This is a genomic window from Streptomyces sp. NPDC091282, from assembly GCF_044757385.1.
GTDB classification, from domain to species: domain Bacteria; phylum Actinomycetota; class Actinomycetes; order Streptomycetales; family Streptomycetaceae; genus Streptomyces; species Streptomyces gramineus.
The window spans coordinates 133849-160059 of record NZ_JBIVUX010000012.1 but is presented as its reverse complement, the minus strand read 5'-3'; the positions used below and the strand labels follow the sequence as shown (position 1 = coordinate 160059).

23 protein-coding genes are annotated in these 26211 nt (G+C 71.6%); 5 read left to right on the top strand and 18 right to left on the bottom strand.

Annotation, left to right across the window (positions count from 1 at the left end; genetic code table 11):
* Positions 1 to 74: 74 nt before the first annotated feature.
* Entirely contained in the window at positions 75 to 947 is an 873-nt protein-coding gene (locus tag ACIQOE_RS38445) for a helix-turn-helix domain-containing protein (RefSeq protein WP_365563910.1), read from the bottom strand.
* A gap of 111 nt (positions 948 to 1058) precedes the next feature.
* On the opposite strand from ACIQOE_RS38445, the gene ACIQOE_RS38440 reads away from it, so the two are divergent.
* The gene (locus tag ACIQOE_RS38440; protein ID WP_365563913.1) at positions 1059 to 1835 is read left to right on the top strand and encodes an alpha/beta hydrolase; all 777 of its coding nucleotides are present in this window, start codon (positions 1059 to 1061) and stop codon (positions 1833 to 1835) included.
* Between the two features lie 175 nt (positions 1836 to 2010).
* Here ACIQOE_RS38440 and ACIQOE_RS38435 read toward each other — a convergent pair whose 3' ends face one another.
* Genes ACIQOE_RS38435 through ACIQOE_RS38420 form a run of 4 tightly spaced genes read right to left on the bottom strand, consistent with a single transcriptional unit; the run spans position 2011 to position 7468 of the window.
* Positions 2011 to 4380 carry a beta-glucosidase gene (locus tag ACIQOE_RS38435; protein WP_401416672.1) on the bottom strand — a complete coding sequence of 790 codons (2370 nt, stop codon included), beginning with the start codon at positions 4378 to 4380 and terminating at the stop codon, positions 2011 to 2013.
* Between the two features lie 7 nt (positions 4381 to 4387).
* Entirely contained in the window at positions 4388 to 5206 is an 819-nt protein-coding gene (locus ACIQOE_RS38430; protein WP_351324912.1) for a carbohydrate ABC transporter permease, read from the bottom strand.
* Complete coding sequence (locus tag ACIQOE_RS38425) at positions 5203 to 6159, bottom strand: sugar ABC transporter permease (protein ID WP_365563918.1); 957 nt, start codon at positions 6157 to 6159, stop codon at positions 5203 to 5205. The genes ACIQOE_RS38430 and ACIQOE_RS38425 overlap by 4 nt, the downstream gene beginning before the upstream one ends.
* 7 nt (positions 6160 to 6166) lie before the next feature.
* Complete coding sequence (locus ACIQOE_RS38420) at positions 6167 to 7468, bottom strand: extracellular solute-binding protein (RefSeq protein ID WP_365575607.1); 1302 nt, start codon at positions 7466 to 7468, stop codon at positions 6167 to 6169.
* A gap of 141 nt (positions 7469 to 7609) precedes the next feature.
* On the opposite strand from ACIQOE_RS38420, the gene ACIQOE_RS38415 reads away from it, so the two are divergent.
* Complete coding sequence (locus ACIQOE_RS38415) at positions 7610 to 8629, top strand: LacI family DNA-binding transcriptional regulator (RefSeq protein ID WP_365563923.1); 1020 nt, start codon at positions 7610 to 7612, stop codon at positions 8627 to 8629.
* 136 nt (positions 8630 to 8765) lie between these two features.
* Here ACIQOE_RS38415 and ACIQOE_RS38410 read toward each other — a convergent pair whose 3' ends face one another.
* The 5 genes from ACIQOE_RS38410 to ACIQOE_RS38390 form a co-directional block, all read right to left on the bottom strand.
* Positions 8766 to 10076 carry an alpha-glucosidase/alpha-galactosidase gene (locus ACIQOE_RS38410; RefSeq protein ID WP_401416668.1) on the bottom strand — a complete coding sequence of 437 codons (1311 nt, stop codon included), beginning with the start codon at positions 10074 to 10076 and terminating at the stop codon, positions 8766 to 8768.
* 162 nt (positions 10077 to 10238) lie between these two features.
* Positions 10239 to 11129: a carbohydrate ABC transporter permease gene (locus ACIQOE_RS38405; RefSeq protein ID WP_365575610.1), complete on the bottom strand. Its 891-nt coding sequence runs from the start codon at positions 11127 to 11129 to the stop codon at positions 10239 to 10241.
* Complete coding sequence (locus ACIQOE_RS38400) at positions 11126 to 12064, bottom strand: sugar ABC transporter permease (RefSeq protein ID WP_365563927.1); 939 nt, start codon at positions 12062 to 12064, stop codon at positions 11126 to 11128. Before ACIQOE_RS38400 ends, ACIQOE_RS38405 begins: the two co-directional genes overlap by 4 nt.
* Before the next feature lie 11 nt (positions 12065 to 12075).
* Positions 12076 to 13404: an ABC transporter substrate-binding protein gene (locus ACIQOE_RS38395; protein ID WP_401416665.1), complete on the bottom strand. Its 1329-nt coding sequence runs from the start codon at positions 13402 to 13404 to the stop codon at positions 12076 to 12078.
* Between the two features lie 634 nt (positions 13405 to 14038).
* On the bottom strand, positions 14039 to 14845 hold the full coding sequence (locus ACIQOE_RS38390; protein ID WP_351324899.1) for an endo alpha-1,4 polygalactosaminidase: 807 nt from the start codon (positions 14843 to 14845) through the stop codon (positions 14039 to 14041).
* A 525-nt stretch (positions 14846 to 15370) separates the two neighbouring features.
* Between ACIQOE_RS38390 and ACIQOE_RS38385 the strand changes: the two genes are divergently transcribed.
* On the top strand, positions 15371 to 16630 hold the full coding sequence (locus tag ACIQOE_RS38385) for a Gfo/Idh/MocA family protein (protein WP_401416663.1): 1260 nt from the start codon (positions 15371 to 15373) through the stop codon (positions 16628 to 16630).
* Here the strand turns inward: ACIQOE_RS38385 and ACIQOE_RS38380 are convergent.
* The 5 genes from ACIQOE_RS38380 to ACIQOE_RS38360 all read right to left on the bottom strand — a co-directional run bounded on the left by ACIQOE_RS38380 (position 16624) and on the right by ACIQOE_RS38360 (position 22004).
* Positions 16624 to 17472, bottom strand: coding sequence for a ketose-bisphosphate aldolase (locus ACIQOE_RS38380; RefSeq protein ID WP_401416661.1), 849 nt, complete (start codon positions 17470 to 17472; stop codon positions 16624 to 16626). The two genes, ACIQOE_RS38385 and ACIQOE_RS38380, sit on opposite strands and share 7 nt — an antisense overlap.
* 115 nt (positions 17473 to 17587) lie before the next feature.
* Positions 17588 to 18511, bottom strand: a complete 924-nt coding sequence (locus tag ACIQOE_RS38375; RefSeq protein WP_351324895.1) for a DMT family transporter — start codon at positions 18509 to 18511, stop codon at positions 17588 to 17590.
* Positions 18504 to 19508, bottom strand: a complete 1005-nt coding sequence (locus tag ACIQOE_RS38370) for an N-acetylglucosamine kinase (RefSeq protein WP_401416659.1) — start codon at positions 19506 to 19508, stop codon at positions 18504 to 18506. Before ACIQOE_RS38370 ends, ACIQOE_RS38375 begins: the two co-directional genes overlap by 8 nt.
* A 34-nt stretch (positions 19509 to 19542) precedes the next feature.
* On the bottom strand, positions 19543 to 20715 hold the full coding sequence (locus ACIQOE_RS38365) for an SIS domain-containing protein (protein ID WP_401416657.1): 1173 nt from the start codon (positions 20713 to 20715) through the stop codon (positions 19543 to 19545).
* On the bottom strand, positions 20712 to 22004 hold the full coding sequence (locus ACIQOE_RS38360; RefSeq protein ID WP_401416655.1) for a D-tagatose-bisphosphate aldolase, class II, non-catalytic subunit: 1293 nt from the start codon (positions 22002 to 22004) through the stop codon (positions 20712 to 20714). The genes ACIQOE_RS38365 and ACIQOE_RS38360 overlap by 4 nt, the downstream gene beginning before the upstream one ends.
* A 149-nt stretch (positions 22005 to 22153) precedes the next feature.
* Between ACIQOE_RS38360 and ACIQOE_RS38355 the strand changes: the two genes are divergently transcribed.
* Positions 22154 to 22948: a GntR family transcriptional regulator gene (locus ACIQOE_RS38355; RefSeq protein ID WP_351324889.1), complete on the top strand. Its 795-nt coding sequence runs from the start codon at positions 22154 to 22156 to the stop codon at positions 22946 to 22948.
* A gap of 54 nt (positions 22949 to 23002) precedes the next feature.
* Here ACIQOE_RS38355 and ACIQOE_RS38350 read toward each other — a convergent pair whose 3' ends face one another.
* Both ACIQOE_RS38350 and ACIQOE_RS38345 read right to left on the bottom strand, forming a co-directional pair.
* Positions 23003 to 23953, bottom strand: a complete 951-nt coding sequence (locus ACIQOE_RS38350) for an SDR family NAD(P)-dependent oxidoreductase (protein ID WP_401416652.1) — start codon at positions 23951 to 23953, stop codon at positions 23003 to 23005.
* A gap of 151 nt (positions 23954 to 24104) precedes the next feature.
* The gene (locus ACIQOE_RS38345) at positions 24105 to 24401 is read right to left on the bottom strand and encodes a hypothetical protein (RefSeq protein WP_401416650.1); all 297 of its coding nucleotides are present in this window, start codon (positions 24399 to 24401) and stop codon (positions 24105 to 24107) included.
* Positions 24402 to 24549: 148 nt separating this feature from the next.
* On the opposite strand from ACIQOE_RS38345, the gene ACIQOE_RS38340 reads away from it, so the two are divergent.
* On the top strand, positions 24550 to 24756 hold the full coding sequence (locus tag ACIQOE_RS38340; RefSeq protein ID WP_401416648.1) for a hypothetical protein: 207 nt from the start codon (positions 24550 to 24552) through the stop codon (positions 24754 to 24756).
* Here ACIQOE_RS38340 and ACIQOE_RS38335 read toward each other — a convergent pair.
* Positions 24736 to 26157: an MFS transporter gene (locus ACIQOE_RS38335; RefSeq protein WP_401416646.1), complete on the bottom strand. Its 1422-nt coding sequence runs from the start codon at positions 26155 to 26157 to the stop codon at positions 24736 to 24738. The genes ACIQOE_RS38340 and ACIQOE_RS38335 overlap by 21 nt on opposite strands.
* Positions 26158 to 26211 lie beyond the last annotated feature (54 nt).

The window sequence follows — 26211 nt, the reverse complement described above, 5'->3', positions numbered from 1 at the left end:
CTCCGCGTTCGCCCTCGCGCGGCTCACGAGCCGCCGGATCGGGCACCGGCGGCACCTGGACCAGCCTAGCCAGATCAGGACGGTCCCTGCGCGGTGGGACGACGGGACCCCGGAGCCCGTGGAGGGACCGCCGCCTCCGCCTGCCAGGCACCCGGGCGGGTACCGGTCGCCTGCCGGAAGAAGACCGAGAAGCTGGACGCGTCCGGGAAGCCCAGCGCGGCGGCGCAGCGGGCCGCGGTGAGGCGGTCGTGCGCGAGGAGCCGCTTGGCCTCCAGGACGATCCGGTCGACGAGGTACGCCTTGGCGGTGCGGCCGGTGGCCTGCTGCACCGCCCGTGACAGGGTGCGGGGCGCGTACCCCAGGGCACGGGCGTAGTGGCCGGCGTCGTGGTGCTCGCGGAAGTGCGCTTCGACGTCGGCGCGGAACAGCAGGAAGAGCGGGGGAAGGGACCCGGCGTCGGAGCGGGGCGGCCGCAGCCGGGCGATGAGCGCGGAGAGCAGGATCCGCGGCAGTTCCGCCGAGGGGTTCCCGGGCGGAGCGGACGTCTCGGCGAGGAGATGGTCGCGCGCCAGGGCGACGAACGGCCAGTCCGCGTCGGGGACCCGCCAGTGCGCGACGAGATCCGGGGAGGCGACGAGGTCCCGGGTGGCGGGGGTGACCGGCGCGGTCGGCAGGAACAGCACGAGGTGCCCCGCCACCTCGGTGATGTCGTCCCAGCGGTGCACCGCGCCGGGGGGAATCCACACCGCGGACCGCTCGTGCAGCGGATGGCGCAGGAAGTCCACCGTGACCGAGCCGGATCCGGCGTCGACCAGGGCGAGGACGGGGAAGTCGGCGCGCTGCGTGCCGCCGTCGTTGAGTTCGCGGAGGCGGCCGAACGTCATCGTCTCGACCGCGGCGCCCGGCCGCTCCGCGGGCTGGTAGGTCATCTGCCGGATCACGTGCACGTGTCCAGTTTTCACCATCGGGCGACCAGTCACGCCGATGCCCCGTGCGGGTGCGGAGACTTCAATGAACGCAGGGGACACGCACACGGAACAGCTACCGAAAGAGTGATCATGCGTACGACGCAGCAGACGCTTCTGCCCGTTTACGACCATCGGCGGGGAACCGGGCCGACGCTGGTGCTCCTGCACTACTGGGGTGGTTCCGCCCGCACCTGGGATCTCGTCGTGGACCGCCTGCCGGGGCGCGACGTGCTCGCGGTCGACTTCCGCGGGTGGAGCCGGTCGAGCGCGCTGCCCGGCCCCTGCACGCTCGACCGGCTCGCCGAGGACACGCTCGCCGTGGTCGCCGACGCCGGGGTCACCGACCACGTCCTGGTGGGGCATTCGATGGGAGGCAAGGTCGCGCAGCTGGTCGCGGCCACCCGGCCCGCCGGCCTCCGTGGCATCGTCCTCGTCGGCTCCGGCCCGGCCAGGCCCGCCGCGCGGATCACCCCCGAGTACCAGGACGCCCTGTCGCACGCCTACGACTCCGCCGAGTCGGTGGCCTGGGCACGGGACCACGTCCTCACCGCGGCCGAGCTGCCCGCCGGGGCCGGGGCGCGGATCGTGACCGACTCGCTGAGCGGCACCGACGCGGCCCGCGCGGAGTGGCCGCTGCGGGGCATCGCGCAGGACATCACCGAGCAGACGCGCATGATCGGCGTGCCCGCCCTCGTGGTCGCCGGGGAGCACGACCAGGTCGAGCCCGTCGACGTGCTCCGCGACAACCTGCTGCCCTATCTCGCCCATGCCGACCTCACGGTCGTCCGGCACAGCGGTCACCTGATCCCGCTGGAAGCCCCGGACGACCTCGCCGCCGCCATCGCGGCCTTCGCGCCGGCGGCCTGACCGTCGCCAGGGCCCGACCACAGAGGCCACTCGGCGGTCGCGGAGCCGGACAGGCTCCCGCGCGGAACGCTCGGCCGGAGGACTCCGGCCGAGCGTTCACCGAGGCCCAGGGCGTGGCCCGGCGGTCACCGCGGGGCGGTGACCTCAAGTGCGCCGCACCGATGCGGTCGCCGAACTATGCCTCCTGAGGCGGCTGTTGGGCGAAGGTGGCGTGGAGCTTGCGGGTCTCGTCCACCGTGCGGACGGGGCCGGTGAGGGTGACCGTCGCCGTCAGGTGCGCGGTCGTGCTCGACGACGCGAGGCGCAGTTCCAGGTCGCCGGGCTCCACGACGCGCCGGCCGTCGCGACCGGTGAAGGACGCCACGTCGGCGGGGACGGTGATGTCGATACGACGGGTCTCGCCCGGCGCGAGGGACACCCTGCCGTAGCCGACCAGGCGTTGCACCGGCTGGACGACGGACGCCGTCGGGTCGTGGAGGTAGAGCTGGACGACCTCGGTCCCGGTCCGCTCGCCGGAGTTGCCGAGGGTGAAGGCGAGGGCGAACTCGCCCTCGGTGGAGGCCTGCCGGCTGTGGACCGTGAGATCGCTCCAGGTGAAGGTCGTGTAGCCGAGGCCGTGACCGAAGCCGAACGCCGGGGTCGGATCGATGCTGGAGACGTCACTGGCTTGCGCCAGGCGAGCGCCGAGGTAGGTGGTCGGCTGGGCTCCCGGGCCGCGCGGCACGCTGACGGGCAGACGCCCCGAGGGGTTGGTCCGGCCGCTGAGGACGCCGGCGATCGCCCGGGTGCCCTCGACGCCCGGGAAGAACGACTGGACGATCGCCGCGGACTCGTCCACCGCGCGGCCCAGAGCGTAGGGCCGGCCCGCGAGGAGGACGGTGACGACCGGCCGCCCGGAGTCGAGCAGCGCGTCCAGGAGTTGCTGCTGGGCGCCGGGAAGGGTCAGCGATTCCGTGTCGCAGCCCTCGCCGCTGGTGCCACGGCCGAACAACCCCGCCCGGTCGCCCAGGACGGCGATGACGACGTCCGCGTTCCGTGCCGCGTCCACCGCCGCGTCGATCCCGGACAGGTCGCCGTCGTCGACGCCGGTGCCGCGGGCGACGGTGACGGCCGCGTCGGGGAACTCGGCGGTCAGGGTGTCGTGGAGGGTGGGCAGGTCGATGCCGACGGGAGCGTCCGGGTGCTGGACGCCGACGTGCATGGGGAAGGAGTAGCAGCCCAGCACGGCGGTGCCCTCCGCCGCGTTCGGGCCGACCAGGGCGATCCGGCGCGGCGCGACGAGAGGCAGCACGCCGTCGTTGCTGAGCAGGACCACCGCCTTCTCGGCCAGCTCACGGGCGAGTTCACGGTTGGCCGGAGAATCCAGGTCGACCTTGCCGCGCACGGCGTCCGGGTCGTCGGGATCGGTGCCGCGCAGGGCGTCCGGCACCGGATCCCAGCCGGGGTCCAACATGCCGAGCTGGGCCTTCTGACGCAGGACCCGGCTGAGGGCGCCGTCGACGAGGGACTCCGGGATCCGGCCGTCCTTGACGGCCTGCACGAGGGGTTCGCCGAAGGTCTTGACGCTGGGCAGTTCGACGTCGACGCCCGCAGCGAGTGCGGTGTGCGCGGCCTCGGCCCAGTCCGCCGCCACACCGTGCAGGGTCTTCAGGAAGGCGATGCCGAAGTAGTCGGCGACGACCGTCCCGTCGAAGCCCCAGGTGTCACGGAGCAGGCCGGTCAGCAACTGCCGGTCGGCGGCCGCGGGTACGCCGTCGTTGTCGTTGTAGGCGTGCATGACGGCGCGGGCACCGCCCTCGCGGACGGCCATCTCGAACGGAGGCAGCAGGACGTCGGCACGCTCGCGGGGGCCGATCGCGGCGGGAGCGAGGTTGCGTCCCGCGCGGGACGCGGAGTAGCCGACGAAGTGCTTGAGGGTCGCGATGATCCCCGCCGACTCCAGTCCCCGCACATAGGCCGTCCCGATGGTGGCCACGAGGTACGGGTCCTCGCCGATCGTCTCCTCCACGCGCCCCCAGCGGGCGTCGCGGACCACGTCGAGGACCGGCGCGAGCCCCTGGTGGATGCCGACGGAGCGCATGTCACGGCCGATGGCCGCGGCCATGCGCTGCACCGTGCCGGGGTCGAACGTGGCGCCCCAGGACAGCGGGACGGGGTAGGCGGTGGCACCCCAGGCCGCGAAACCGGCCAGGCACTCCTCGTGCGCGAGCGCGGGGATCCCGAAACGGTTCGCCGAGACGATACGGGCCTGGGTGCGTTGCAGGGAGAGAGCCCCGAGGGCGGGGTCGACGGGAGCCGTGCCGAAGGGCCGGGTCAGCTGGCCCAGTCCGGTGGGCATCAACGCCTCCAGGTCGACCGCTTCCTCCATGTCGTGCTGGTGCGGAGCCACCTCGTCGCCCTGGGCGGACGCGCCGACCCACACGCCGTACAGCTGGGCCGTCTTCTCCTCCAGCGTCATGGCCTCGATCAGGGCCGCCACGCGGGTGGCGAGGGGGCGGGACGGGTCGTTCCACACGGGGGCCGGGTGGGAGGTCTCTACAGCCACGTGGCGGTCACTTTCCTCCGACGCCCATCAGGCCCTGGACCAGGGCGCGACGGGCGAACAGGTAGACGAGCAGGACGGGCACCATGGAGAGCATCACGGCGCCGAGCAGGCCGGGGATGTCGATGCCGTGTTCGGTCTGGAAGTTGTAAAGACCCAGCGTGATCACCTTGGTCGAGTCGGACTGGGTCAGCACCAGCGGGAAGAGGAACCCGTTCCACGCCTGGAGCGCCGAGAACACGGTGATCGTGGAGAGGCCGCCGCGCGAGAGCGGTACGACCAGCTGGAAGAACATGCGGCGGGGAGTCGCTCCGTCCACCGCCATGGCCTCGAAGAGTTCGGGGGAGATGTCCCGCATGGTGCCGCTGAGGATCAGCGCCGACATCGGCAGGCAGAACGCCGCCGTCGGCAGGATGACGCCGAGCAGGTTGTCGTACAGCCCCGCCTGGCTGATGAGGTAGAACATCGGCACGATCACGGCCTGGGCCGGAATGGCGAGTCCCAGCAGGAACAGGCGGAAGATGAGCGAGGTCACCCTGCTGCGGCTGCGGACGATGGCGTACGCGAGCGGCGGCACCAGGACCAGCACCAGGCCGGCCACGGCCGCCGTCACGGCGATCGTGTTGAGGAAGTACCGGCCGAAGCCGCTGTCGAACGCGTTGAGGTAGTTGTCGAGGGTGAAGGTGTCGGGCACCGACACCGGGCCGTTGGACGCGTAGTCGCCGCGGGTGCGCAGCGTCGCGGCGACCATCACGTACAGCGGCAGCCCGACCAGGAACAGCCAGACGGCCGAGCCGGCACCGGCCACGTAGTTGGGACGGCGCCTCATGACACGCCCTCCATGGTGCTGCGCATCTTGTCGTAGCCCGACACGCGGACGACGACGAGCGAGATGACGGTGGAGGCCACGACCAGGGTGAGGGCGATGGCGGCGCCGGTGCCGAAGTCGAAGCTCTTGAAGGCCTTTTCGTACATGTAGTAGGCGCTGATGGTGGTGTCGGTGCCGGGTCCGCCCTGCGTGAGGATGAGGACGGTCTCGAAGGTGGTCAGGCCGCCGACGGTCATCAGGATCATCGAGGTGATCATCGAGTTGCGCAGCTGCGGCAGCGTGATGTGGAAGAACTGCCGGTAGCGGCCCGCTCCGTCGATCTCCGCGGCCTGGTAGAGCACCTGGGGGACGGCCCGTGCCGCGCCCTGGTAGATCAGGGTGTGGAAGGGGGTGAACTGCCAGGTGCTCACGAAGGCCAGGACCCCGATGGCCGTGGCCTGCTTGCCGAACAGGTTCCCGTCACCGAACAGCCAGCCGGCGTCGGCGGGGATGCCGAAGTTGGGGTCGAGCAGGGCCCGCCAGAGGACGGAGACGGCGGTGCCGGACAGCAGCAGCGGGATGAAGTAGATGACGGACAGCACGGCGCGGTTGCGCTGGTACCCGGCGGCCCAGACGCCCAGGAGAACGCTGAGCGGTGTCTGGATGAGGATGCCGAGGGCGGTCAGGAGCAGGGTCAGCCAGATGCTCTGGAGCATCACGGGGTCGTCCACGAGACGCGACCAGTTGTCCATGCCCACGAACTGGGGCGAGCCGAGCCCGTTCCAGGTCATGAAGGACAGGACCGCCACCATGACCAGCGGGACGATCGCGAAGACGGCGAAGAACAGGGCGGCGGGGAGAGCCCAGCCGAAGCCGGGCCGCGCCACGTCGGCCGTTGACGAGCCGCCCGCCCGCCGCCGGGCCGCCTTGAGGGACCTGGCGGCGGGCGGGGTGCTCGTGATCTGAGTAGTCATGAGCCGTTCATTCACCCGGGAGTGCCTGCATGGCCTTGATGAAGCCGTCCGCGTCGATCTGGCCGTCGAAGAACTGCTGCACGGCCTGCTGGATCGGGGTTCCCGCGGCCGGCGGATACGCCTGGTCCCAGGACAGCTGGAACGCCGGTGCCTTGGCGACCAGGTTGTACTGGAAGCGCGAGTAGTCCGGGTTGGCCGAGGTGTCCAGGAAGGACTCGGTGTTCGTGGTCGTGGGCAGGTTGCCGATGGCCAGCTGCGCCTTCACGAACTCGTCCGAGTACATCAGCTTGAGGAACTTGGCGGCGGCGTCGGGGTACTTGGTCTTGCGCAGCACCGAGTAGAAGTTGTTGGTGTTCCCGACGACGTCGGCGGCGTCGCCCTTGCCGCCGGGCACGGTCGGGAACGCCGTGTAGCCGAGGTCCTTCTCCGCGAAGCTCTTGGCGTCCGTCTGCTGCTGGGCGTAGTACCACGAACCCATCAGCTCGAAGCCGGCCTTGCCTGAGGCGACGAGCGCCGGTGAGGCGCCGTTGGTGTACTTCACCGAGTCGTAGTTCTTGCCGAAGGCGCCGGCGTCCACGAGGTCCCTGAGCATGCTCAGCGCCTTCTTGCTGTCGGGGCTCTCCCACGCCGACTTGTCGCCGTCGAGTGCCTTCTGGAACAGGCCCGGTCCGGCGATGCGGTCGTAGAGGTACTCGAACCACATCAGGGTCGGCCACCGGTCGCCGCCGCCCAGGGCGATCGGGGTGACCCCCTTGGCCTTGAGCTTCTTGACCGCGTCGAGCAGTTGGTCCCAGGTCTGCGGCGGTGTGACCCCCGCGTCCTGGAGGACCTTCTTGTTGTGGAACAGCAGGACGGGCTGGGTGCCGCGCATCGGGACGCCGTACGGCTTGCCGTCGACCACCGCGCTGTTGAAGACCGCGGGCAGGAACTTGGACTTGAGGTCCGGGTTCTTCGCGATGAAGCCGTCCAGCGGCAGCAGCAGATCGGCCTTGACGAACGGCTGGATGCTGCCGCCGCCCCAGTTGAAGAAGATGTCCGGGGCCTGCGGGGTGTTGATGATCGTCTGGAGCTTCTGCTGGTAGTCGGCGCCGGGGATGGTGTCGAGGACGGCCTTGACGTCGGACGTCTTGTTGAACGTGCTGACTATCTGCTTCTCGACCTTGTTGCTGGCGTCCCCGTAGACCAGAACGTGGATCTTGCCGTCGCTCGACGACTGGCCGTTGCCGTTGCCGCAGGCAGCCAGGGGGAGCGCCAGGGCGAGCGTCGCACCGCAGGCGACCAGTCTGGGCAAGCGCGCGCGTGTCTTCATCGTTGGAGCCCTTCGAAAGTTTCGGCCTCATTACCGAAAGTCAATTCGCTGGGGACACTAGGACAGGCCTGAGGCTCGGTCAACAGTCATGCACGCACTCGCTCAAACCGTTACGCCGTCGCGCGGCTATATCCTGCGGACATGGGCGAGGACGGCAAGATCAGCGGCAAGGTGACCCTGGCCGAGGTGGCGAGAGTTGCGGGCGTTTCGCTGCCGACAGTTTCGAAGGTGGTCAACGGTCGTTCGGACGTGTCCCCCGTGACCCGGGCCAAGGTCGAGCGCGCTCTGCAGGCGCACGGCTACCGTCGCCGCCCCCGGAACCCGGCCCGGCCCGCCCTTGTGGAGCTGGTGTTCCACGAGTTGGAGAGCATCTGGGCGATGGAGCTGATCAAGGGCGTGGAGCAGGTCGCGCGGGAGAACCACGCGACCGTGGTCCTCACCGTGAGCGGCACGCGGCACGCGCCGGGACCCGAGTGGCTCGAAGGAGTGCTCAAACGACGGCCGTTGGGCGTCGTCCTGGTCTTCTCCACGCTTCCGGGCGACGTCAGGGCGCGCCTCAGGTCGGCGTCCGTGCCCTTCGTCGTCGTCGACCCCGCGGGCGATCCCGATCCCGACGTGCCGTCGGTGGGCTCGGCGAACTGGGCCGGCGGGCTCGCGGCCACCCGGCATCTCACGGCGCAGCACCACCGGCGGATCGCGATCATCACCGGACCCCAGGACATGCTGTGCTCACGTGCGCGCCTCGACGGCTACCGCTCCGCCATGGCGATGGCGTCCCTGGACGTGGACCCGCGGCTGGTCCGGTTCGGCGACTTCCACGTGCAGGGCGGCTTCGACCACGCGATGAGCCTGCTGGACGGGCCGGACCGGCCGACGGCGATCTTCGCGGGCAGCGATCTCCAGGCGCTCGGCGTGCTGGAGGCGGCCCGGCTCAAAGGTCTGCGTGTCCCGCAGGACCTGTCCGTGGTCGGGTACGACGACGTGCCGCTCGCCCAGTGGTCGAGCCCGCCGCTCACCACGGTGCACCAGCCCCTGCGGCGCATGGCCGAGGAGGCGTCACGCATGCTGTTCGGCCCTGACGAGTCCGGCAAGGCCGCCCAGCGGATCGAGCTGGCGACGCATCTGGTGGAACGGCAGAGCACCGCCCCGCCGGGTGCGTGACGAGGAACCCGCCCGAGCCAAAGGGGCGGCGCGGCCGGGCGTCCGGCCGAACGGGTCGGGTCCTGTTCACCCGGCGTCCGGAATCCGGAACGGGCGGTGGGCCGGGACGTCGCCCCGGCCCACCGCCCGCGGTCGTTCACGAGCCCAGGAGGGCGCGCAATCCGGGCTGGAGGAGGTCGCCGTGGGCGGTGACCATGTCGTCGCACAGCCGCCAGATGTCCTCGACCGGCAGGGCCGCGGCCGTGGCCGGGTCGGTCATCGCCGCGTGCCTGATGTGCCGCGGGTCGTCCTCGATCGCCGCCCGCACCACCAGGTCGTTCGCGCTCAGATAGGTGCGGTTGAGCGCCGCGAGCTGCGGCGGGAGGGAGCCGACGCGGGTCGGCTGGACGCCCAGCGAGTCCACCAGGCACGGCACCTCGACGGTCCCGTGCGCGGGCAGGTTGTCGATCAGGCCCCGGTTGGGGACGTTGCCGTACACCGTGCGCGGGGTGCCGGTCACCATGCTGTGGATGATCTGCGGCGCGTACTCCATCGTCCCCTCGACGTCGACCGGAGCCCCGGCGGCCAGCGCGTCACGGGTCCTCTCGTACGTGGCGACGTTCTCGTCGACGATCTTGAGGTACTCGCCGATCGGCAGCCGCAGCCGCTCGATCTCGCTGTCGTGGTGCAGGTACCAGGGCACGTACTCGGAGGAGTGCTCGCTGGTCTCCGTCGGGTAGTGGCCGAGCCTGCGGTACATGTCGACCCGGACCCTGCGGCGCAACTGCTCGTCGGAGGCGATCAGTTCGTCCAGCTTCGGGTACAGGCTCCGGCCCTGGTGCTCGAAGCGCAGCACCCACGCCTGGTGGTTGACGCCCGCCGCGTGGTAACTGATCTCCTCGTAGGGCACCTCGACCAGGTCCGCGAGGTCGCGCATCGTCCAGTACACCGAGTGGCACAGACCCACCACGCGGGTCAGGCCGGTGGCCTGCGTCAGGTACTGCACGTTCATGGCCATGGGGTTGGTGTAGTTCAGCAGCCAGGCCTGCGGGCAGACCTCGGCCATGTCCCGCCCCAGCTCCTTGAGGAACGGGAACGTGCGCAGGGCGCGGAAGATGCCGCCGATGCCGAGGGTGTCGCCGATGGTCTGCCGTACGCCGTGGCGGGCCGGCACCTCGAAGTCGGTCCGGGTGGCCTCGCCCATGCCGATCTGCACGATGTTGATGACGAAGTCGGCGCCGGCCAGGGCCTCGCGGCGGTCGGTGTGCGCGGTGACGGTCGGGCGGGCGCCGAGCGTGTCGGCGATGCGGGCGGCGGCGGCCTGCGCGGTGGCCAGGCGTTCGGTGTCGATGTCGTGCAGCGCGACGTGCGCGGACTTCAGTTCGGGGAACGCGAGGAGGTCGGCGAGCAGTCCCTGGGTGAAGACGACGCTGCCCGCGCCGACGAAGACGATCTTGGGGGTGGTCATACCGGGCTTTCCTCGGTCTCGGAAGGGCGGGAGAGGACGTCGTCCCGCGGGGGCTGTGCGGTCGTACCGGCGTGGGCACGGGGGGACGGGGGTTCGCGGGTGTCGGTGGGGTGCGGCACGGAGGTGCTCCTGCCTGAGGGGTGTGGTGGGCGGCGGGCGGGATCAGCCCTTGAGGCCCGTGGAGGTGATCGACTGGATGAACGCCTTCTGCGCGCCGAGGAAGGCGAGCAGGACCGGCAGCACGGTGATGACGTTCCCGGCCATCACGGCGGACCACTGCGTGTGGTGCTGTCCCTGGAAGGTCGTGAGGCCGAGCTGGAGCGTGTACTGGGTGTCGTGGTTGATGGCGATCAGCGGCCAGGTCAGGTCGTTCCAGGTGCTGAGGAACGTCAGGACGGCCACCGTGCTCAGGGCCGGCCGGGACAGCGGCAGCACGATCCGCCACAGCACGTGCAGCCGTGAGCAGCCGTCGATCCAGGCGGCCTCCTCCAGTTCGCGGGGCAGCGAGAGGAAGAACTGCCGCAGGAGGAACACCGAGAACGGCGTGACGAGGGACGGCACGATCAGCGCGCCGAGCGTGTCGATGAGGCCGAGCTGCTTCATCACCAGGAACGTGGGGATCATCGTCAGCTGGAACGGGATCGCCATCGTCGCCAGCATCAGGCCGAGCAGCAGCCGGGAGCCGGCGAACCGCATCCGGGCGAACGCGTAGCCGCCCAGGGTGCCGAGCACGAGGTTCGCGGTGACGGTGACGAGGCTGACCAGGAACGAGTTGGCGAACCAGCGCGGGAACATCGCGTTGCCGAGCACATAGCGGTAGCCGCCCAGGTCCAGACGGGAGGGCCACAGCGCCGGCGGGAAGCGGTTGATCTCCGCGTTGCTCATCACCGAGCTGAGCGCCAGCCAGATCAGCGGCACCGCGAACAGCAGCGCCAGCGGCGCGAGCAGCAGGTGCCAGGGGCTGAACGACAGCCGGGGGCGCCGCCGGCCGGAGGCCTGCCGGGTGGCCGGGGCGGCCTGCGCGGCCTCGGGCGGAGCGGAGACGGCGGTCATGCGGCGGCTCCCTGGAGTCGGCGGCGGGCGATCTGGAAGATCAGGCCGATCAGGCCCAGGGCCGCGGCCAGCACGTAGGCCGAGGCGGCGCCGTACCCGGCGGTGGCGTTCTTGAACGCCTGCTCCCAGATGAAGTAGACGATCACCGTGGTGGATCCGAGAGGTCCGCCCTTGGTGGTGACGTACACGAGGTCGAACGTCTGGAGCGCCTCGATGGTCTGCCACAGCAGCAGGAACACCGTGACGGGCCTGAGCGTCGGCAGGGTGACGTGGCGCAGGATCCGGAAGCGGCCGGCGCCGTCCAGCCGGGCCGCCTCGATCAGCGAGGCCGGCACGTCCTGCAGCGCCGCCAGGTAGATGACCATGCAGAAGCCGGTGCCGCTCCACAGGCTGATCGCGACCAGCACGGGCAGCGCCTGGGACGGGTCGTTCAGGAAGCCCTGCGACGGGATGCCGACGTAGTGCAGGACCGCGTTGGCGGCACCGAACTGCGGGTCCAGGATGAACGAGAACAGCACGCCCTGCGCGGCGGAGGAGACCACGAACGGGACGAAGAACAGGGTGCGGTAGAGCCCTACGAAGCGTATGCGCCGGTTCAGCGCGAGGGCGAGCAGCAGCCCCACCACCATGCTCGCCGGCACGTACAGCGCGGTGTAGAGCAGGGTGTTGTGCACCGCCTGGCTGAAGTGCGGGTCCTGGGCGAGGGCGCGGTAGTTGTCCAGGCCCACCCAGCGGCTCGGGGTGACGAGGTCGTCGGCCTGGAAGGACAGCAGCAGCGACCAGATGATGGGGACCACGCTGAGACCGAGGATGATCAGCACCGCGGGCGACACGAACGTCCAGGCCATCGCGGACTCGGCGGCCCGTCTGCGGCGCAGGGCGCGCCGGTTGTCCGGGGGCCGGGACAGAGTGATCGGGGTGGGCCTTCGGGACACGGCGGATCTCCTCAGCGGGGTATGAGCAGTGCGGCGTTGGCGTCGGCGGCGCAGGAGCGCAGTGCCTGGGCGGGAGTGCTCCGGCCCAGCAGCACGGCGACGACGGCCTGTCCGAGGGCCTGCGAGATCTGCGGGTAGGCGGCGTGCACCGGGCGGACGCGGGCCGAGTCCAGTGCCTTGGTGAACACGCCCAGGCCCTCGGTGGCCTTCTCCTGGTGCTGCCAGGCGGGCAGGTCGCGGGTGCGGCGGCTGAGCGGGAGGCTGCCCGCGTCGATGTCCCAGCGGACGTCCTGCGCGGGCTGCATCAGCCAGCTCACGAAGGTCTTGGCGGCCTTCGTGCGGGCGGTGCCGTTGTCGAACACCGTCCACGTGTCGGGTCCGCTGATGGTCACCGGCCTGCCGGAGAAGGTGGGCAGCGGGACGACGTGGTAGTCGATCTTCGCCTGCCGGATGTCGGGGAGCTGCCAGGGACCGGTGACGGCCATGCCCATCCGGCCGGACATGAAGACCTGGTACATCTGCTCGCTGCCCGGCTTCGGGTCGACGTAGACGCTCTTGTCCCGGGCGAGGGCGGCCACCACCTCCAGGGCGCGGGTCCCGGCGTCGGCGAACCCGATGTGCTTGCCGTCGTCGGCGACGACGTCCCCGCCGAGATCCCAGATCATGGGCCACACCCGCCACACGGTGTCCTCGTCGCCGACGCCGGGCCAGCCGGTGCCGAAGCGGCCGCGGCCGACGTCGGTGAGCGCCTTGGCGGTGGCGACGAAGTCGTCCCAGCGCCAGTCCGCTTCGGGCAGCGGCAGACCGGCCTCCTCGAAGAGCTTCCGGTTGCAGACCACCGCGAGCGAGTCCAGCAGCGCGGGCGCGGCGCGCACCTGGCCGTTGACGGTCACGGCCTGGCGGGCCGGCACCCAGTAGTTCGTCCAGGGTGTCCCGGCGTGCCGGACCATGTCGGTGAGGTCGACGACCTGCGGGCTGCGGGCGACGCTCGCCAGGTCGGAGCCGAAGATGTAGGCGATGTCCGGGTAGGAGCCGGCGGCGAGGGCGGCCGTCACCTTCTGGAGCATCGCGTCGGCGAGCACCCCGCCGCCCAGCTCCACCCGGATGCGGGGGTGGCTCCGCATGAAGGAGGCGACCAGGGATTCCATGGCCTTCTTGCCGGTGTCGGTCTGCCCGTGCCACATCTCGATCGTCACGGTGCCGTCGGCGCTCACGCCGTCGTCGCCGCCCGCCTCGCAGCCGGAGGCCCACAGGCCCGCGGCCGCCGTGGTGGCCAGAGCCGCGCCGGTACGCAGCACTGTGCGGCGTTCGGGCTGTGCGCTGCGGGTGAGCGCGGACATGGGTACCTCCCGTGCGGAGCTGTGGGACATGCGCGGTGTGTCGGGGATGCGTGCGGTGTACGGCGTTCCGGCCGCGGCGACGGCGGGCGGTTCCGGGGGGTGCGGCCCGCCGGTGTCGGTCCCGGGCGGCCGGAACGCCGCGGGCCGGTGCTCAGGGCCGGGCGGCGCGGAGCGGGACGGGCGGCCGGGTGCGGGATGACCGGAGGGGGCGGTCCGCGCGCGGGGTGCGTCCTGCCGTGGCCGTCGTGGCTCGCCGTCCGCGGGGAGTCGCATGGATTCGGATCATGTCCAGGCCCCAGAGCATGGTGGGTACGTCCCCGCCTCGGACCCCGACGTGGTCCTGGCGACTCAGTCCGGACTCCTGGCGCGTGGTCAGCTACCGGCTGGGCGTACCTCTGCCGCCGAGTGCTTCGACTACGGCGTTGACCAGGAGTTAAGCGAGGGTGCCAGGAAGCTGTCAAGAGGGAGGCGATGATTGGATGTGCGTGAAACGCCGAAGAAACCTGCATGATCGAGCATCAGGTGATGCCGGCCTGTGACGGCTCGACGAGCCGTCACAGGCCGGCACACGGGTCAGGGCGCGCCTGAGACCGTGATCAGCGCGGGGTGCGCCCCAGGGGGTCCTGCGGGGGCCCTAGCAGGTCTTGCGGACGTACCCGCTGCTGCCGGCCGGCGAGACGTCCACGTCGCGCTGGACGATGCTCAGCGTCCCGCCCCACCCCTTGCACGCCTTCGACTTGCCGGAGTTCGTGTACTCGATCACGATCACGTTGTTGCCGAAGGCGCTGGTGTAGTCGCCGCACTCGTCGTACTGGCCGCACTCCTCGGCCACGGCGAAGTCGAGGCCGTTCGCGGTGCGGTTGCCGGCCAGCTCGGGCGTGTTCTTCTGGGCGATGGCCAGACCGTCGCTGTGCGCGCGGGCGGCGAGCAGCTTGATGAACGCCTGCGCGTTGTTCGCCGTCAGACGGTTTCCCGAGCGGCTGTAGCTGTCGTAGTTGTCGGGCTCGACGGCCTGGAAGCCCTTGTCCCGGCAGCCGTCGATCTGGGAGCCGATCTGGCTCGCGATCCGCTGGCGCTTGGCGTCCGTGCCGACGTCGAGCAGGGCCTCGCCCCAGTCCTTGTCGTAGACGACCTTGCCCGCGGAGTCGCGCAGCAGCAGGTCCGACGCCCACTCGCCCTCCGCGCCCGGCTGCGCCTGGAACGCGTTGACGTAGCAGATGTTGTACAGGCCGGCCGCGGGGGAGGCGGTGTGGTCACGGGTGACGACCTTGACGCCGGCCGGCGGCGTGTAGGCGCCTCCGATCTGGTAGTCGAAGCCCGCGTGGGTGGGCGGCAGGGACACGGTCGCCGCCTGCGTCGACGGCGCCGCGACGAACAGGGCGCCGGTCAGCGCGACCGCGCCGACGACGGCTCCGGTGACTTTGGTGTTGAGGTGGCTCATGGGTGAGCTCCAGAGGAAGCGGGCACGTCCCCGCCTCGGACGTGTGGGGTGTCCTGGCGACTTGGGCCGGGCTTGCGGCGCGGGGCCTGCATACCGGCTGGGCGTGCCTCTGAACGCGGAGCGTGGCTCCGGTGTAGTCCGAGAGTAAAGCGATCGCTTTCGACGATGTCAACGGTGTCGAAGTCCTTTGTTCACTCGGCGAGTTGGATGTTCGCGTGACCGTGCGTGACGGATGGCGGCCACGTCCGGGCGTCGAAAAAATGCTTGAAACTGCTTGATGCAAGCGTTGATTGAGCACCTTCGAGCATCTATGGTCGTCGGCGTGACGGTCGAACCGGGGCCGCGCCGACGGCCCGGGGCGATGCGTGACGCATCGCTGCCACGCCCCCGTGCCGGCCGCGCCCACGACGGCGCCCCGGGACACCGCGCCTCCGTCCACCACCGCGCACCGCGGCCGACCCTCCGACAGGCCCAAGGCGTCCAGGCGTCCGCCACGCCCTCCTGTTCGCGACGAAGGGAAGCTCCATGACCAACCAGCCGGCCGTGCCGGAACTGCGTGTCGGTGTCGTAGGCACGGGCCAGCGCGCCGGACTGGCCGTCCTGGCCGAGCGGCCCGGATCGGCCCGCGTCGTCTCCTGCGCGGACCCGTCCGAGCGCGGACGCGCCGACGCCCGGACCCTCTTCGGGCCCGGCGTCCGGATCCACGACCGGTACGAGGACATGCTCACGGACGACCTGGACGCCGTCTTCGTCCTCACCCCGGACGACCTCCACACCGCACCGGCCCTGTACTTCCTCGAAGCCGGTGTCGCCGTGTTCGTCGAGAAACCGCTGGCCGTGAGCCTGGACGACTGCGACCGGGTGCTGGCCGCCGCCGCCCGCACCGGCACCCGGCTGTACGTCGGGCACAACCTCCGCCATCTGCCGGTCCTGCGCACCATGCGCCGGCTCGTCGACGAAGGGGCGATCGGAACCGTACGGGCGGTGTGGTGCCGGCACTTCGTCGGCCACGGCGGCGACTACTACTTCAAGGACTGGCATGCCGAACGGGCCCGGACCACGGGCCTGTTGCTGCAGAAGGGCGCGCACGACCTGGACGTGATCCACTGGCTCGCGGGCGGCTACGCCCGCACGGTGACCGCCCTGGGCGATCTCGCCGTCTACGGGGCAGGCCCGCACCGCCGCACCCGGCCCCAGGGCGCGGAGCGGGTGCAGGACTGGTTCGACGAGGGGGTCTGGCCGCCGTCGGCGCTGCGCGATCTCAACCCCGTCATCGACGTGGAGGACATCAGCATGGTGCTGACCCGCCTCGACAACGGAGTGCTCACCAGCTACCAGCAGTGCCACTTCACGCCGGACTACTGGCGCAACTACACGGTCATCGGCGACGAGGGCCGCATCGAGAACCTCGGGGACGGCGTCGAGGGCGACGCACCGTCGATCAAGGTGTGGAACCGGCGCCGCTCCGGTTACCGCGCCGAGGCCGATCTGACGCTCGCGCCCACCGAGGCGGCCGGCGGCCTGCACGGCGGCGCCGACCAGGCCCTCGTCGAGGAGTTCCTGCGGTTCGTCGCGCACGGCGGCGCCACCGAGACGTCGCCGGTCGCCGCGCGGGAGGCCGTCGCGACCGGCATCGCGGCCACCACGTCCCTGCGGTCGGGAGGAACGCCGGTCGAGGTCCCCGCCCTGGACGCGCACCTCGTCGACTACTTCGCGCGCCACCAGCCCGGTTCCCGCGGTCCGGGCACGGCGAGGTGGGAGCGGCTGATCGGCGACGGTCAGTGAGCCAGCACGGTGAGCATGCCGTGCACGGTGGCGGCGACGGCGTCGCGCGCGGGGCCGAGGTACTTGCGCGGGTCGGTCAGCGCGGGCAGTGAGTCCAGTGTGTCGCGCACGACCCGGGTCAGGGATATGTTGAGCGCCGTCCCGATGTTGATCTTCACGATGCCGGCCCGGACGGCGGACCGGAGTTCGCCGTCGGGAACTCCGGACGAGCCGTGCAGCACCAGGGGCACGGGTACGGCGTCGCGGAGCCGTTCGATGAGTGCGTGGTCCAGGGCCGCGGACCGTTCGGTCATGGCGTGACTGCTGCCCACCGCGACCGCGAGGGCGTCCACGCCGGTACGCGCCACGTACTCGGCGGCCTCCGCGGGGTCGGTGCGCACGCCGGCGGTGTGCGCGCTCGCGGGGGAGTCCGGTTTGCCACCCACGTATCCCAGTTCGGCTTCCAGCCAGAGGCCCGCGCCGTGCGCCCAGCGTGCCGCGGCGGCGGTGGCGGAGACGTTCTCGGCGTAGGGCAGGGCCCCGGCGTCGAACATCACGGAAGAGAAACCGCAGTCGGCCGCCTGGTGCAGCAGCTCCACGTCGGTCACGTGGTCGAGGTGCAGTGCGATCTCGACCGTGCTGGACCGTGCCATCGAGGCCGCCGCCAGGGCCAGCGGAAGGAGCCGGCCCTTGTGGTAGCGCACGGCGTTCTCGCTGATCTGCAGGATCACGGGCCGTTCGGCCGTCTCGGCGCCCGTGACGATGCCTTCGGCGTGCTCCAGGGTGATGACGTTGAAGGCGGCGACGCTACGGCGTTCGGCCGCGGCGTGGGCGACCAGTGAGCCGGTGGGGACCAGAGGCATGTGTGTGCTCCTCGCGCGGGGGCTGTCTGAACCGGGGATGTCCGTGTGCGGCGGCCCGGACCGGGGCGGCGGCGACGGGCACCCGCCGTGATCCGGACCACGGGGAAGCCGGGGCCTACGGGCCTGCCAGGGGTGCTGTGGGAACCCGGGGCTCGGGTATCTCCTCGCGCTTCTCGTCGGCGTACACCATCAGGGTGGATCCGCCGAGGGCGAGGACGATGCCGATCGTGCCCCATGCCGTCGGCAGCGTCCGGTAGACGATCAGCGACAGCACGATGGTGAGCACCGGGGCCAGGGCGTTGGTGACGGGTGCGACGACGCTGGCCTTGCCACGGCTGAGCGCCATGACGAGGAACAACGCGCCCACGGCGTTGAGGACCTGGGTGCCCGCGGTGAGCGCCGGGGCCTGCCACGGCGCGTCGGGCAGTCCGCCCATCATGGCGACCGCCACGGGGACGAGCAGCAGACCGCTGATCGTCATCCACCCGAACGTGGTGGCGTCGTTGACGTCGGCGAGGGCGGCCTTGCGCATGAAGAACGCCTGGGCGCCCCACGCCACGCAGATGAGGACGGACAGCGGCAGCCAGGACCCGGTGCCGGCCGAACCGTGGTCACCCGCGGGGATGCTGATGAGCACGATGGCGACCAGCGCGGCGACCACACCGATGACGGCGAGCCGTCCGATCCGTTCCCTGAGCAGAGCCACGGCCATCAGCACGGTGATGACCGGGGAGAGCGAGACCACCGGGAAGATCAGGTAGGCGGGGCCGTTGGACAGCGCCTGGAACAGCAGGAGTTGACCGCCCGCGCCGGTGAGTCCCGCCGCGAGCCCGTAGAACGCGGCGACCGGCCGCCGGTCGAACCGCCGGCCCCGCAGCGCGACCGCCGCCGGCAGCAGCATGGTGAAGGCCCAGATGACGTAGATCATCTCGTTGGGATAGCCGTATCGTTCGGTGGGCTGGCTGGAGAACGCTCCCCAGACGCCCCAGAACAGCACCAGCAGGCCCGCGTACAGGATCCAGTTTCTTTGGTCACGCATGGTGGTTCTCCGTGGTGGTGATCTCCGAGGAGGAGCGCAGGGCGGCGAGTGCCGCGGGGTCGAGAGGGGTTCCGGCGAGTTTCGCCGCGTAGAGGGCCGCGCCGACCACCGGCTCGAACTGCGGCCGGCGCAGCTCGTAGCGGGCCGTGCCGGCGTCGAGTTCGGTGGTGAACGCGTCGAGTACGGCCGTCGCGCGGAACACGCCGCCCGAGTACGACACCGGGACGGGTTCGGCGTCGGCGAAGCCCAGCCGGCGTCGCGCGCTGTCCACCAGCAGGGCCAGTTCCCGGCCGGCCTCGGTGAGGACGGCGGCGGCCTGCGTGTCGCCCAGCCCGGCCGCCTCGACCACCAGCGGACTCAGCGAGGCGATCTCGCTGCGGTGTCCCTGCCACCGGTTGAGGACGACGTCGATCACTTCGAGGTCGGTGGTCAGGGCGAGATGGCGGCGCAGGAGGTCCGCGAGCGGGCCCTCGGGCAGCCGTCCGTCGCTCATCCGGGAGAACACGTTCAGCGCGCGGGCGGCGATCCAGTACGCCGAACCCTCGTCGCTGAACAGTTCGCTCCAGCCGCCGGTGCGCACGCCGCGGCCCTGTCGTTCGCCGTAGGTCATCGATCCGGTGCCGCTGATGACGTTGATGCCGTCCACCGCGCCGAGCGATCCGGCCCAGCCGCAGATCATGTCGTTGTCGCACGCGTAGCGCCGGTGGCCCAGCACCTCGGCGGGGACGGCGTCCAGCGCGGCGACGTCGCCGGGGACCTCGCCGTACCCGGGCAGGCCGAGGAACGCGTGGGCGATGTCCGCCGTCGTGATGCCGGCGTCCTCCGTCACGGCCCGGATTCCCTCGCGCAGCACCTGCGCGACGTGCTCGACGCCTCCGGTGCCGTTGTCCGCGAAGTAGTAGGCGCCCTCGGCGACGGCCCGGGCCCTGACGGCGCCCGCACGGTCGATGAGGCAGAAGGCCGTCTTGGTGCCTCCGCCGTCCACACCCAGAAACATCGTTGTTCCTCCGCTCGGCTCTGTCTGAACGCTGTTACGCGACGCCGTCGCGCCGCTGGGGGAGCGGGTGCACGGTCACGCCCTGCACCACGCGGTTCACCTCTCCGGAGGGGAACGGGTTGTCGGGCCGGATGCCCTGGTGCAGGGACGCCCGCAGCGCGACCAGCTGGGCGCAGAGCACCGCGGGAAGGGCGAGGACGGTGTCGTCGACGCCGGCGAGCCCGGGGAGCAGCCAGGTGCCGTCGTCGGGCAGTCCGTCCCGGGACGCGGAGACGGCGACGACGCTGCCCTGCGGCAGTCCCGCGCGCAGTTCGGCGAGGATGTCGAGGTCGTAGCGGCGCGTGTAGGGGTCGTTGGACACGTAGACGACGACGGCGGTGCGGTCGTTGAGGACGGACTTGGGGCCGTGGCGGAAGCCGAGTGCGGACTCCGAGGACGCCACGAGCGCGCCGCCGGTCAGCTCCAGCAGCTTCAGGGCGGACTCCTGGGCCAGTCCCTTGAGCGCGCTGCTGCTGCCGAGGTACACCAGCCGTTCGGGTGCGCGGGCCAGCAACTCCTCGATCCGCGCGGAGAGTCCGCCCGCGGTGATGTGCGCGGCCGCGGCGGCGGGGGCCTCGACGGCGTCGGTGGTGAGCGCGCCGAAGGCGAGCAGGGACGCCAGGAGCATGCTGGTGAAGCTCGACGTCATGGCGAAGCCCTGGTCGTTCGCCGCGGCCGGCATCTGCAGGACGTGCGAGGAGGCGCTGTCGCCGTGGAGGCGTGCCAGCTGCCCGGCGCTGTTGCAGGTGATGACGAGGTGGTGCACGCGGGCCAGGACCTGGTCCGCCAGGCGGGTCGCCGCGACACTCTCGGGGCTGTCGCCGGACCGGGCGAACGAGACGAGCAGGGTGGGGACGTCGTCGGGGAAGGACGCGTACGGGTCGGCGACGATGTCGGTGGTGGAGACGGCGTCGGTGCGCCGGCCGGTGGCGCGGGCGACCGCTGCCCGGACGACCTCTCCGGCGAAGGCCGAGGTACCGGCGCCCGTGAGGACGATCCGCAGGTCCTGGTCGGCGAGCAGGGGCGCGAGGAAGGCGTCCAGGGAGGTCCGTTCTCCGGCGACGATCGCCCCGACCTCACGCCACACGTCGGGCTGCTGGACGATCTCGGCGGCGGTGTGGTCGGCCCCGCAGTCCTGGGGTACCAGGTCCTGGGTGGTGGTCTTCACGCGTACTCCTTGTCATGGGTTCGGCATGCACGGTCGTAGTCGCGCAGGACGTCACGGACGTGATCGACCACGAGGTCCCGCGGTGTCGCGGACAGGGTGCCCGCCCGGACGCGCTGGTACTGGTTGGGCAGGTGGGCGCTCAGCAGCGGAAGCGGGACGGCGAGGCCCGAGAGGTTGGCGAACAGCCGGTCCTGCGCGGCGGCGATCTGAGGGTCGGGCCAGTAGTAGCGCATGCGGTCGCTGTAGCTGTAGCGCCTGGCCAGCCGCTGGTCGTCGGCGCTGCCGCCGTAGTAGCCCTCCCACCAGGAGGGTTCGTCGCGCATCCGCCGGTCGACGACCTCCGTCAGCCGGGACCGGGAGGCGGCCGGGACGAGTTCGTCCTCGATGTCGGCGAGCGCGAACAGGGCCTCGCGCAGCGCGAACGTCAGTCCCGGTCCCACCTTGAGCACGGCCCAGTGGTCCGCCACCAGCCCGGCCAGGGCGTCCACCGTCTGGTAGTCGGTCGAGTGCGCTTCGAAGACCATGGCGGGTTCGTCGGCGAGGACCGTGCGCAGCTCGGCCGTCCGCTCACGCCGGTAGTCGAACACCTGGAGGTGGTCGAACTCCACACCGGGCTGTACGACCAGGGCCATCACGCGCGGCCACGCCCCGGCCACGCCGTGCCGCTCGAACGCGCGCCGGTTGTGCTCCAGCGTCAGCCGTGCCGCCCGCGGGCTGGTGGCGGACATGCCGCCCAGCGTCTCGTGCGCCCCGCCGGGCACCGGAACCTCGGTTCCGATGACGTAGCGCAGGGTGCCGGCGGAGTCGCCCGCGGCGGACTCGGCCACGCGCACCAGGCGTGCGGTGCGTTCGGCGACCAGGTCGTCGGTCAGCGGGGCGGCGTCGTCGGCGCAGGCGAAGCTGCAGTCCAGGTGGATCTTCGTGAAGCCCGCCCGGACGTACGCCGCGACGAGCCTGTCCGCCTCGCCCATCGCCTCTTCCGAGGGCCGTGAACGCCATCGGTTGGGTCCCAGGTGGTCTCCGCCGAGGACGACCCGGTCCAGCGGCAGCCCGTGCTCGGCGGCGATGCCGTGCACGAGCTCGCGGAAGTCTTCGGACCGCATGCCGGTGTAGCCGCCGTACTGGTCCACCTGGTTGGAGGTCGCCTCGGCGAGGACGGTGCCTCCCGACGCGAGGGCCTGGCGGACCGCCGCCTCGATGACCAGCGGATGGGCCGAGCAGACGGAGGTGATGCCGTGCGGTTCGCCTGCCTTCTGGCGGCGGACCACTTCATCCAAGGGATTCCACATGATCGCTCCAGGGTTCACCGAAGGGCGTCAGCCTCATCTGTCAGCGCGCCTTCGGAAACGTGACTGGAACGGTACTGGTCTCATCCATGGCCGTCAATGGTCCGCTACTGGTATGTAACTGGTACGCGAGAAACTGGTATACATCTGGTATGTCTTCTTCGGACCGTGGTCTCCCTCAAGGGCTGTTGAGCGGAGACGCCCTGCCGCTGTACACCCAGGTCGCCGGACGTCTCCTGGACGACATCGCCGAGAAGGGCGCCCGCCCGGGAGACCGCCTGCCCTCGGAGCGGGCACTGGCCACCCGGTACGGCGTCTCGCGCGTCACCCTCCGCTCCGCCCTGAACGAACTCGCGGAGCGCCACGTCATCGAGTCCGCGCCGGCCCGCGGCTGGTTCCTCGCCGACGGCTACGAACACGTCGCCCCCGCACCGCCCGAGCCGTCACCGGGCCGGGCGGCCGCGCAGTCCGTCCAGGGCTTCGCCGACTACGCCGAACAGCAGGGTCTGCGGCTCCGTGACGCGGTCCTGGAGACCAGGGTCCGCCCCGCCACGGTCCAGGAGTCCGAACAGCTGAGGGTCGGGCCGGGAGCCGCGCTCTTCGAGATGCGCCGGCTGCGCTACCTGGACGACATCGTCGTGGTGCTGGAGCACAACCGGCTCCCCCTGGCGCTGTGCCCGGAGCTGGCGGAGACCGACTTCACCACGCACACGCTCTTCGCCACGCTGCGCAGCGCCGATCCGCCGCAACTGCCCAAGGTCGCCGACTACTCGGTGGAAGCCCGCTCCCCGTCGACGGAGGAACGGCGACTCCTCGAGATCACCGACGCGACTCCGGTACTCGTCGCCACCCAGCTCGCCTTCAACCAGAACGGCCAGCCCCTCGAACTCACCGCGGCCGCCTACCGCGGCGACCGCTACCACTTCCGGGCCTCCATCACGGGGTGAGCGGATCCGCGGGCCGGGCCGTGGAGCCGGGCGGACGGGGGCGCGGAGTCGGGCCTACCGGAAGCCGAGATGCGGATCGGTGCCCACCAACTCACCGCTGACGGCCCACAGTCGAGCGGCCACGGCCGGGTCGGCCATGTGCGCGGGAACGGGCTCCCGCCTCGGCACGCCCCGCAGGCCGAACACCCTCGGCCCCCACAACTCCCCGCCGGCCACCGCCGGATCGAGAACCGCACGGACCACGGGCCATGCTCCGGCGTCCTTGCCCTGGACCAGGAGCGCGGACGGCAAGGCGCGCAGCCGCTCGCCGGGGCTGGTCACGCCCAGCGGCGGGCGGGACGGGGTGAGGGAGTCCAGCGCGCCGCCGGGGTGGGCCACCACGCTGAGCACCGTGCTGCCGACGGCACGCAGCCGGCGGTCGAGTTCGAAACCGAAGGACATCTGCGCCAGCTTCGAGCGGCCGTAGGTGCGCTTGGGCCGGTAGTCCTGGGCCGACTGCAGATCGCCGAGGTCCAGCCGCTCGGACCGCGCCGCGAAGCTCCCCACCGTCACGACGCGCCCTGCCGGTGCCGCGGACAGCAGCGGAGCCAGTGACCGGGTCAGCGCGAAGTGACCCAGGTGGTTGGTGCCGAACATCAACTCGTGGCCGTCCCGGGTCTCCTGGCGCGGCGGGTCGTCGAGCGCGACCCCCGCGTTGTGCACCACCGCGTCGAGGCGATCGAGGTCCAGCCTGTCCGCGGCGGTCCTCGGGGACGACAGGTCGGCGAGGTCCAGCGGAAGGTGCCGCAGACGCGCGCCGGGAACGCGCGAGCGGATCGAGGCCATGGCGGCGTCGGCCTTCGCGCGGTCCCGGCCGCCGATCACGACGAAGGCGCCGGTGGCTGCGAGCTGTTCGGCGGCGAAGTAGCCGATCCCCGCGTTGCCCCCGGTGACCAGGAAGGTCCTGCCCTCGGCGGCCGGCAGCCGGTGAACGTCCCACGGTCGGCTCGGGGAGGCGGAAGACACGATGACAGACTCCTTGCGCTCAGGGGAGACGTGCTCGAAGGGAGCACCGACCCGTCCCAACGTTCCAGCCTCCACCGACATATCGCCGACAGATCACCCTCCCCGCCGACAAACTTCCTACAGCCCCTCGGGGGCCGGAGAGCGGCAAGTGTCAGACCCTCACGCGACCGTCGGGCCGGTAGACGGGCACGTCGAAGCGGTCGGCCATGGCCTCGAAGGTGCGTTGTTCGGCGGCGCGCCGCTCGGTGAAGTCGGGTGCGGCGGTCGAGCCGAAGCCGACCTCCGCGCGGGAGCCGTCCAGGAGGGGGAAGACGGTGTCGCAGAACGCGTCGAGGTCGGCACCGTGTGCCTGACCGGGGCCGGCGAGCTCGGTGGCCACCGCCGGGGGGAAGGAGGCTCCGCGCGAGGTGACGTTGATCAGCGTGCTGGGGCGGCCGTGGGCCAGCACGGGACGAGCGGTCGCGCGAGGTGAACCGGCGTCGCGAACAGGATGTCGATCTCGTGCTGCGCCTCGTGCCAGGGGGATCGGTCCGAGGCGACGCCCACCCGGCGCTGGACGCAGCCGTTGTCGACGCGAGGACGAGCGGGCCAGGCGCGTGCTGATCACCGCGACGGACGAGGGCCGGACCGCCCTCGCGGCAGCCCGCCCCGCCCACGCGCGCGCGGTCCGCCGCGCACTGTTCCAGCGCGTGGGGGCGTCGGACTCGGACGACTTCTGGAACGTCGTCCAGAAGATCTCCTCGCCCCCCGAGGAGACACCGCGGCCACCGGCCACCGGGACGTCAGGCGCCGCCGACGGGTGAGGGCGCCGCCGAGGCGACCGGCTCGGGCTGTGACAGGTGGGCGATCACGAGGAGCGCCGCGCCGCAGCCGGCGACCGCGAGCCAGCCCGGGCGCGACGCGTGTGCGAGTCCCGCGGGGTCGATGCCCGAGACCAGGCCGCCGGCGAGCGCGATGCCGACCGCGGCGCCCAGTTGCCGCGCGGTGGAGGTGATCGCCCCGGCGACGCCGGCCCGGGCCGGCGGCAGCCCGTTGACCGCGGTGTTGGTGATCGGCGCGTTCGCGAAGCCGAACCCTCCACCGATGAGCGCGTAGGCGGTCAGCAGCAGGAACACGCTCGTGTGCGAGGTGAGCCCGGCCATGCACAGCCCCCCTGCCGTGACGAGGCCGCCGGCGAGCAGCAACGGCAGCCGCGGACCCGTGCGGGCGACCAGACGGCCGGACCAGGGGGCGAGGACGGTCGCTCCGGTGGCCAGCGGCAGGGTCGCCACTCCCGCGGCCAGCGGCGTCCACTGCCGGGTGTGCTGCAGGTACAGGGTGGTCAGCAGCAGCGTCATGTTCAGGGCGACGAAGACCGCGACCGCGCCCACGACGGCCCCGGTGAAGGCCGGCCGCCGGAAGAGCCGCATGTCCATCAGCGGCTCGGGACGGCGGAACTCGACCCGCACGAAGCCCGCCGCCGCCGCGACAGCCACGGCGTATCCCGCCACCGCCGCGGACGACGTCCAGCCGACGTGCGGTCCCTCGATCAGGACGCCCACCACGGCCGCGAGGACGACGGTCAGCAGGACCTGGCCGGGCAGGTCGGGCCGCCGGGCCCGCGGTGCCCGGGACTCCGGCACGAACACCGCGCTGAGCAGCAACGCGCCCGCGATGACGGGAGCGTTGATCCAGAACAGCGCCCGCCAGTCGAGCCACGCGAGCAGCGCGCCGCCCGTGACGGGTCCGGCGGCCATGCTCAGCCCGAACACGGACGCCCAGACGCCGATCGCCTGCGCCCGCTCCCTCGGATCCGGCATCGCGTTCACCACGATCGCGAGCGCCACGGGGCTGAGCATCGAGGCACCGACGCCCTGCAGCGCGCGGGCCGTGACGAGAACGCCCGCCGAGGGAGCGAGCGCGCACAGCAGGGAGGCCGTGCCGAACACGGCCAGTCCGCACTGGAAGACCCGGCGCCGTCCGAAACGGTCCGCCAGCGCACCGGAGGAGATCAGCAGACTGGCCAGGACGAGGGTGTACGCGTCCACGGTCCATTCGAGACCGCGCGTGTCGATGTCCAGGCCGCGCCCGATGGCCGGCAGCCCCACATTGACGATGGTGGTGTCCAGGCCCACCAGGAACATGCTCAGGCAGCAGACGGCCAGCACCGTCCAGCGTCTGCGGGCACTCAGCGTGGGTGGAGCAGGGGATGGTGCCGTGATCACGGTCCGCCTCCGAAGTCCGGGAACGATGTCCGGGAAGAGTCGGCCCGGTCCACG

Excerpts from the sequence above, each read along its gene's own strand:
- ACIQOE_RS38440 (WP_365563913.1), top strand. The coding sequence starts at position 1,059 with ATGCGTACGACGCAGCAGACGCTTCTGCCCGTTTACGACCATCGGCGG.
- ACIQOE_RS38430 (WP_351324912.1), bottom strand. The coding sequence starts at position 5,206 with ATGAGGCGCCGTCCCAACTACGTGGCCGGTGCCGGCTCGGCCGTCTGG.
- ACIQOE_RS38425 (WP_365563918.1), bottom strand. The coding sequence starts at position 6,159 with ATGACTACTCAGATCACGAGCACCCCGCCCGCCGCCAGGTCCCTCAAG.
- ACIQOE_RS38420 (WP_365575607.1), bottom strand. The coding sequence starts at position 7,468 with ATGAAGACACGCGCGCGCTTGCCCAGACTGGTCGCCTGCGGTGCGACG.
- ACIQOE_RS38415 (WP_365563923.1), top strand. The coding sequence starts at position 7,610 with ATGGGCGAGGACGGCAAGATCAGCGGCAAGGTGACCCTGGCCGAGGTG.
- ACIQOE_RS38410 (WP_401416668.1), bottom strand. The coding sequence starts at position 10,076 with ATGACCACCCCCAAGATCGTCTTCGTCGGCGCGGGCAGCGTCGTCTTC.
- ACIQOE_RS38405 (WP_365575610.1), bottom strand. The coding sequence starts at position 11,129 with ATGACCGCCGTCTCCGCTCCGCCCGAGGCCGCGCAGGCCGCCCCGGCC.
- ACIQOE_RS38395 (WP_401416665.1), bottom strand. The coding sequence starts at position 13,404 with ATGTCCGCGCTCACCCGCAGCGCACAGCCCGAACGCCGCACAGTGCTG.
- ACIQOE_RS38390 (WP_351324899.1), bottom strand. The coding sequence starts at position 14,845 with ATGAGCCACCTCAACACCAAAGTCACCGGAGCCGTCGTCGGCGCGGTC.
- ACIQOE_RS38385 (WP_401416663.1), top strand. The coding sequence starts at position 15,371 with ATGACCAACCAGCCGGCCGTGCCGGAACTGCGTGTCGGTGTCGTAGGC.
- ACIQOE_RS38380 (WP_401416661.1), bottom strand. The coding sequence starts at position 17,472 with ATGCCTCTGGTCCCCACCGGCTCACTGGTCGCCCACGCCGCGGCCGAA.
- ACIQOE_RS38375 (WP_351324895.1), bottom strand. The coding sequence starts at position 18,511 with ATGCGTGACCAAAGAAACTGGATCCTGTACGCGGGCCTGCTGGTGCTG.
- ACIQOE_RS38370 (WP_401416659.1), bottom strand. The coding sequence starts at position 19,508 with ATGTTTCTGGGTGTGGACGGCGGAGGCACCAAGACGGCCTTCTGCCTC.
- ACIQOE_RS38360 (WP_401416655.1), bottom strand. The coding sequence starts at position 22,004 with ATGTGGAATCCCTTGGATGAAGTGGTCCGCCGCCAGAAGGCAGGCGAA.
- ACIQOE_RS38355 (WP_351324889.1), top strand. The coding sequence starts at position 22,154 with ATGTCTTCTTCGGACCGTGGTCTCCCTCAAGGGCTGTTGAGCGGAGAC.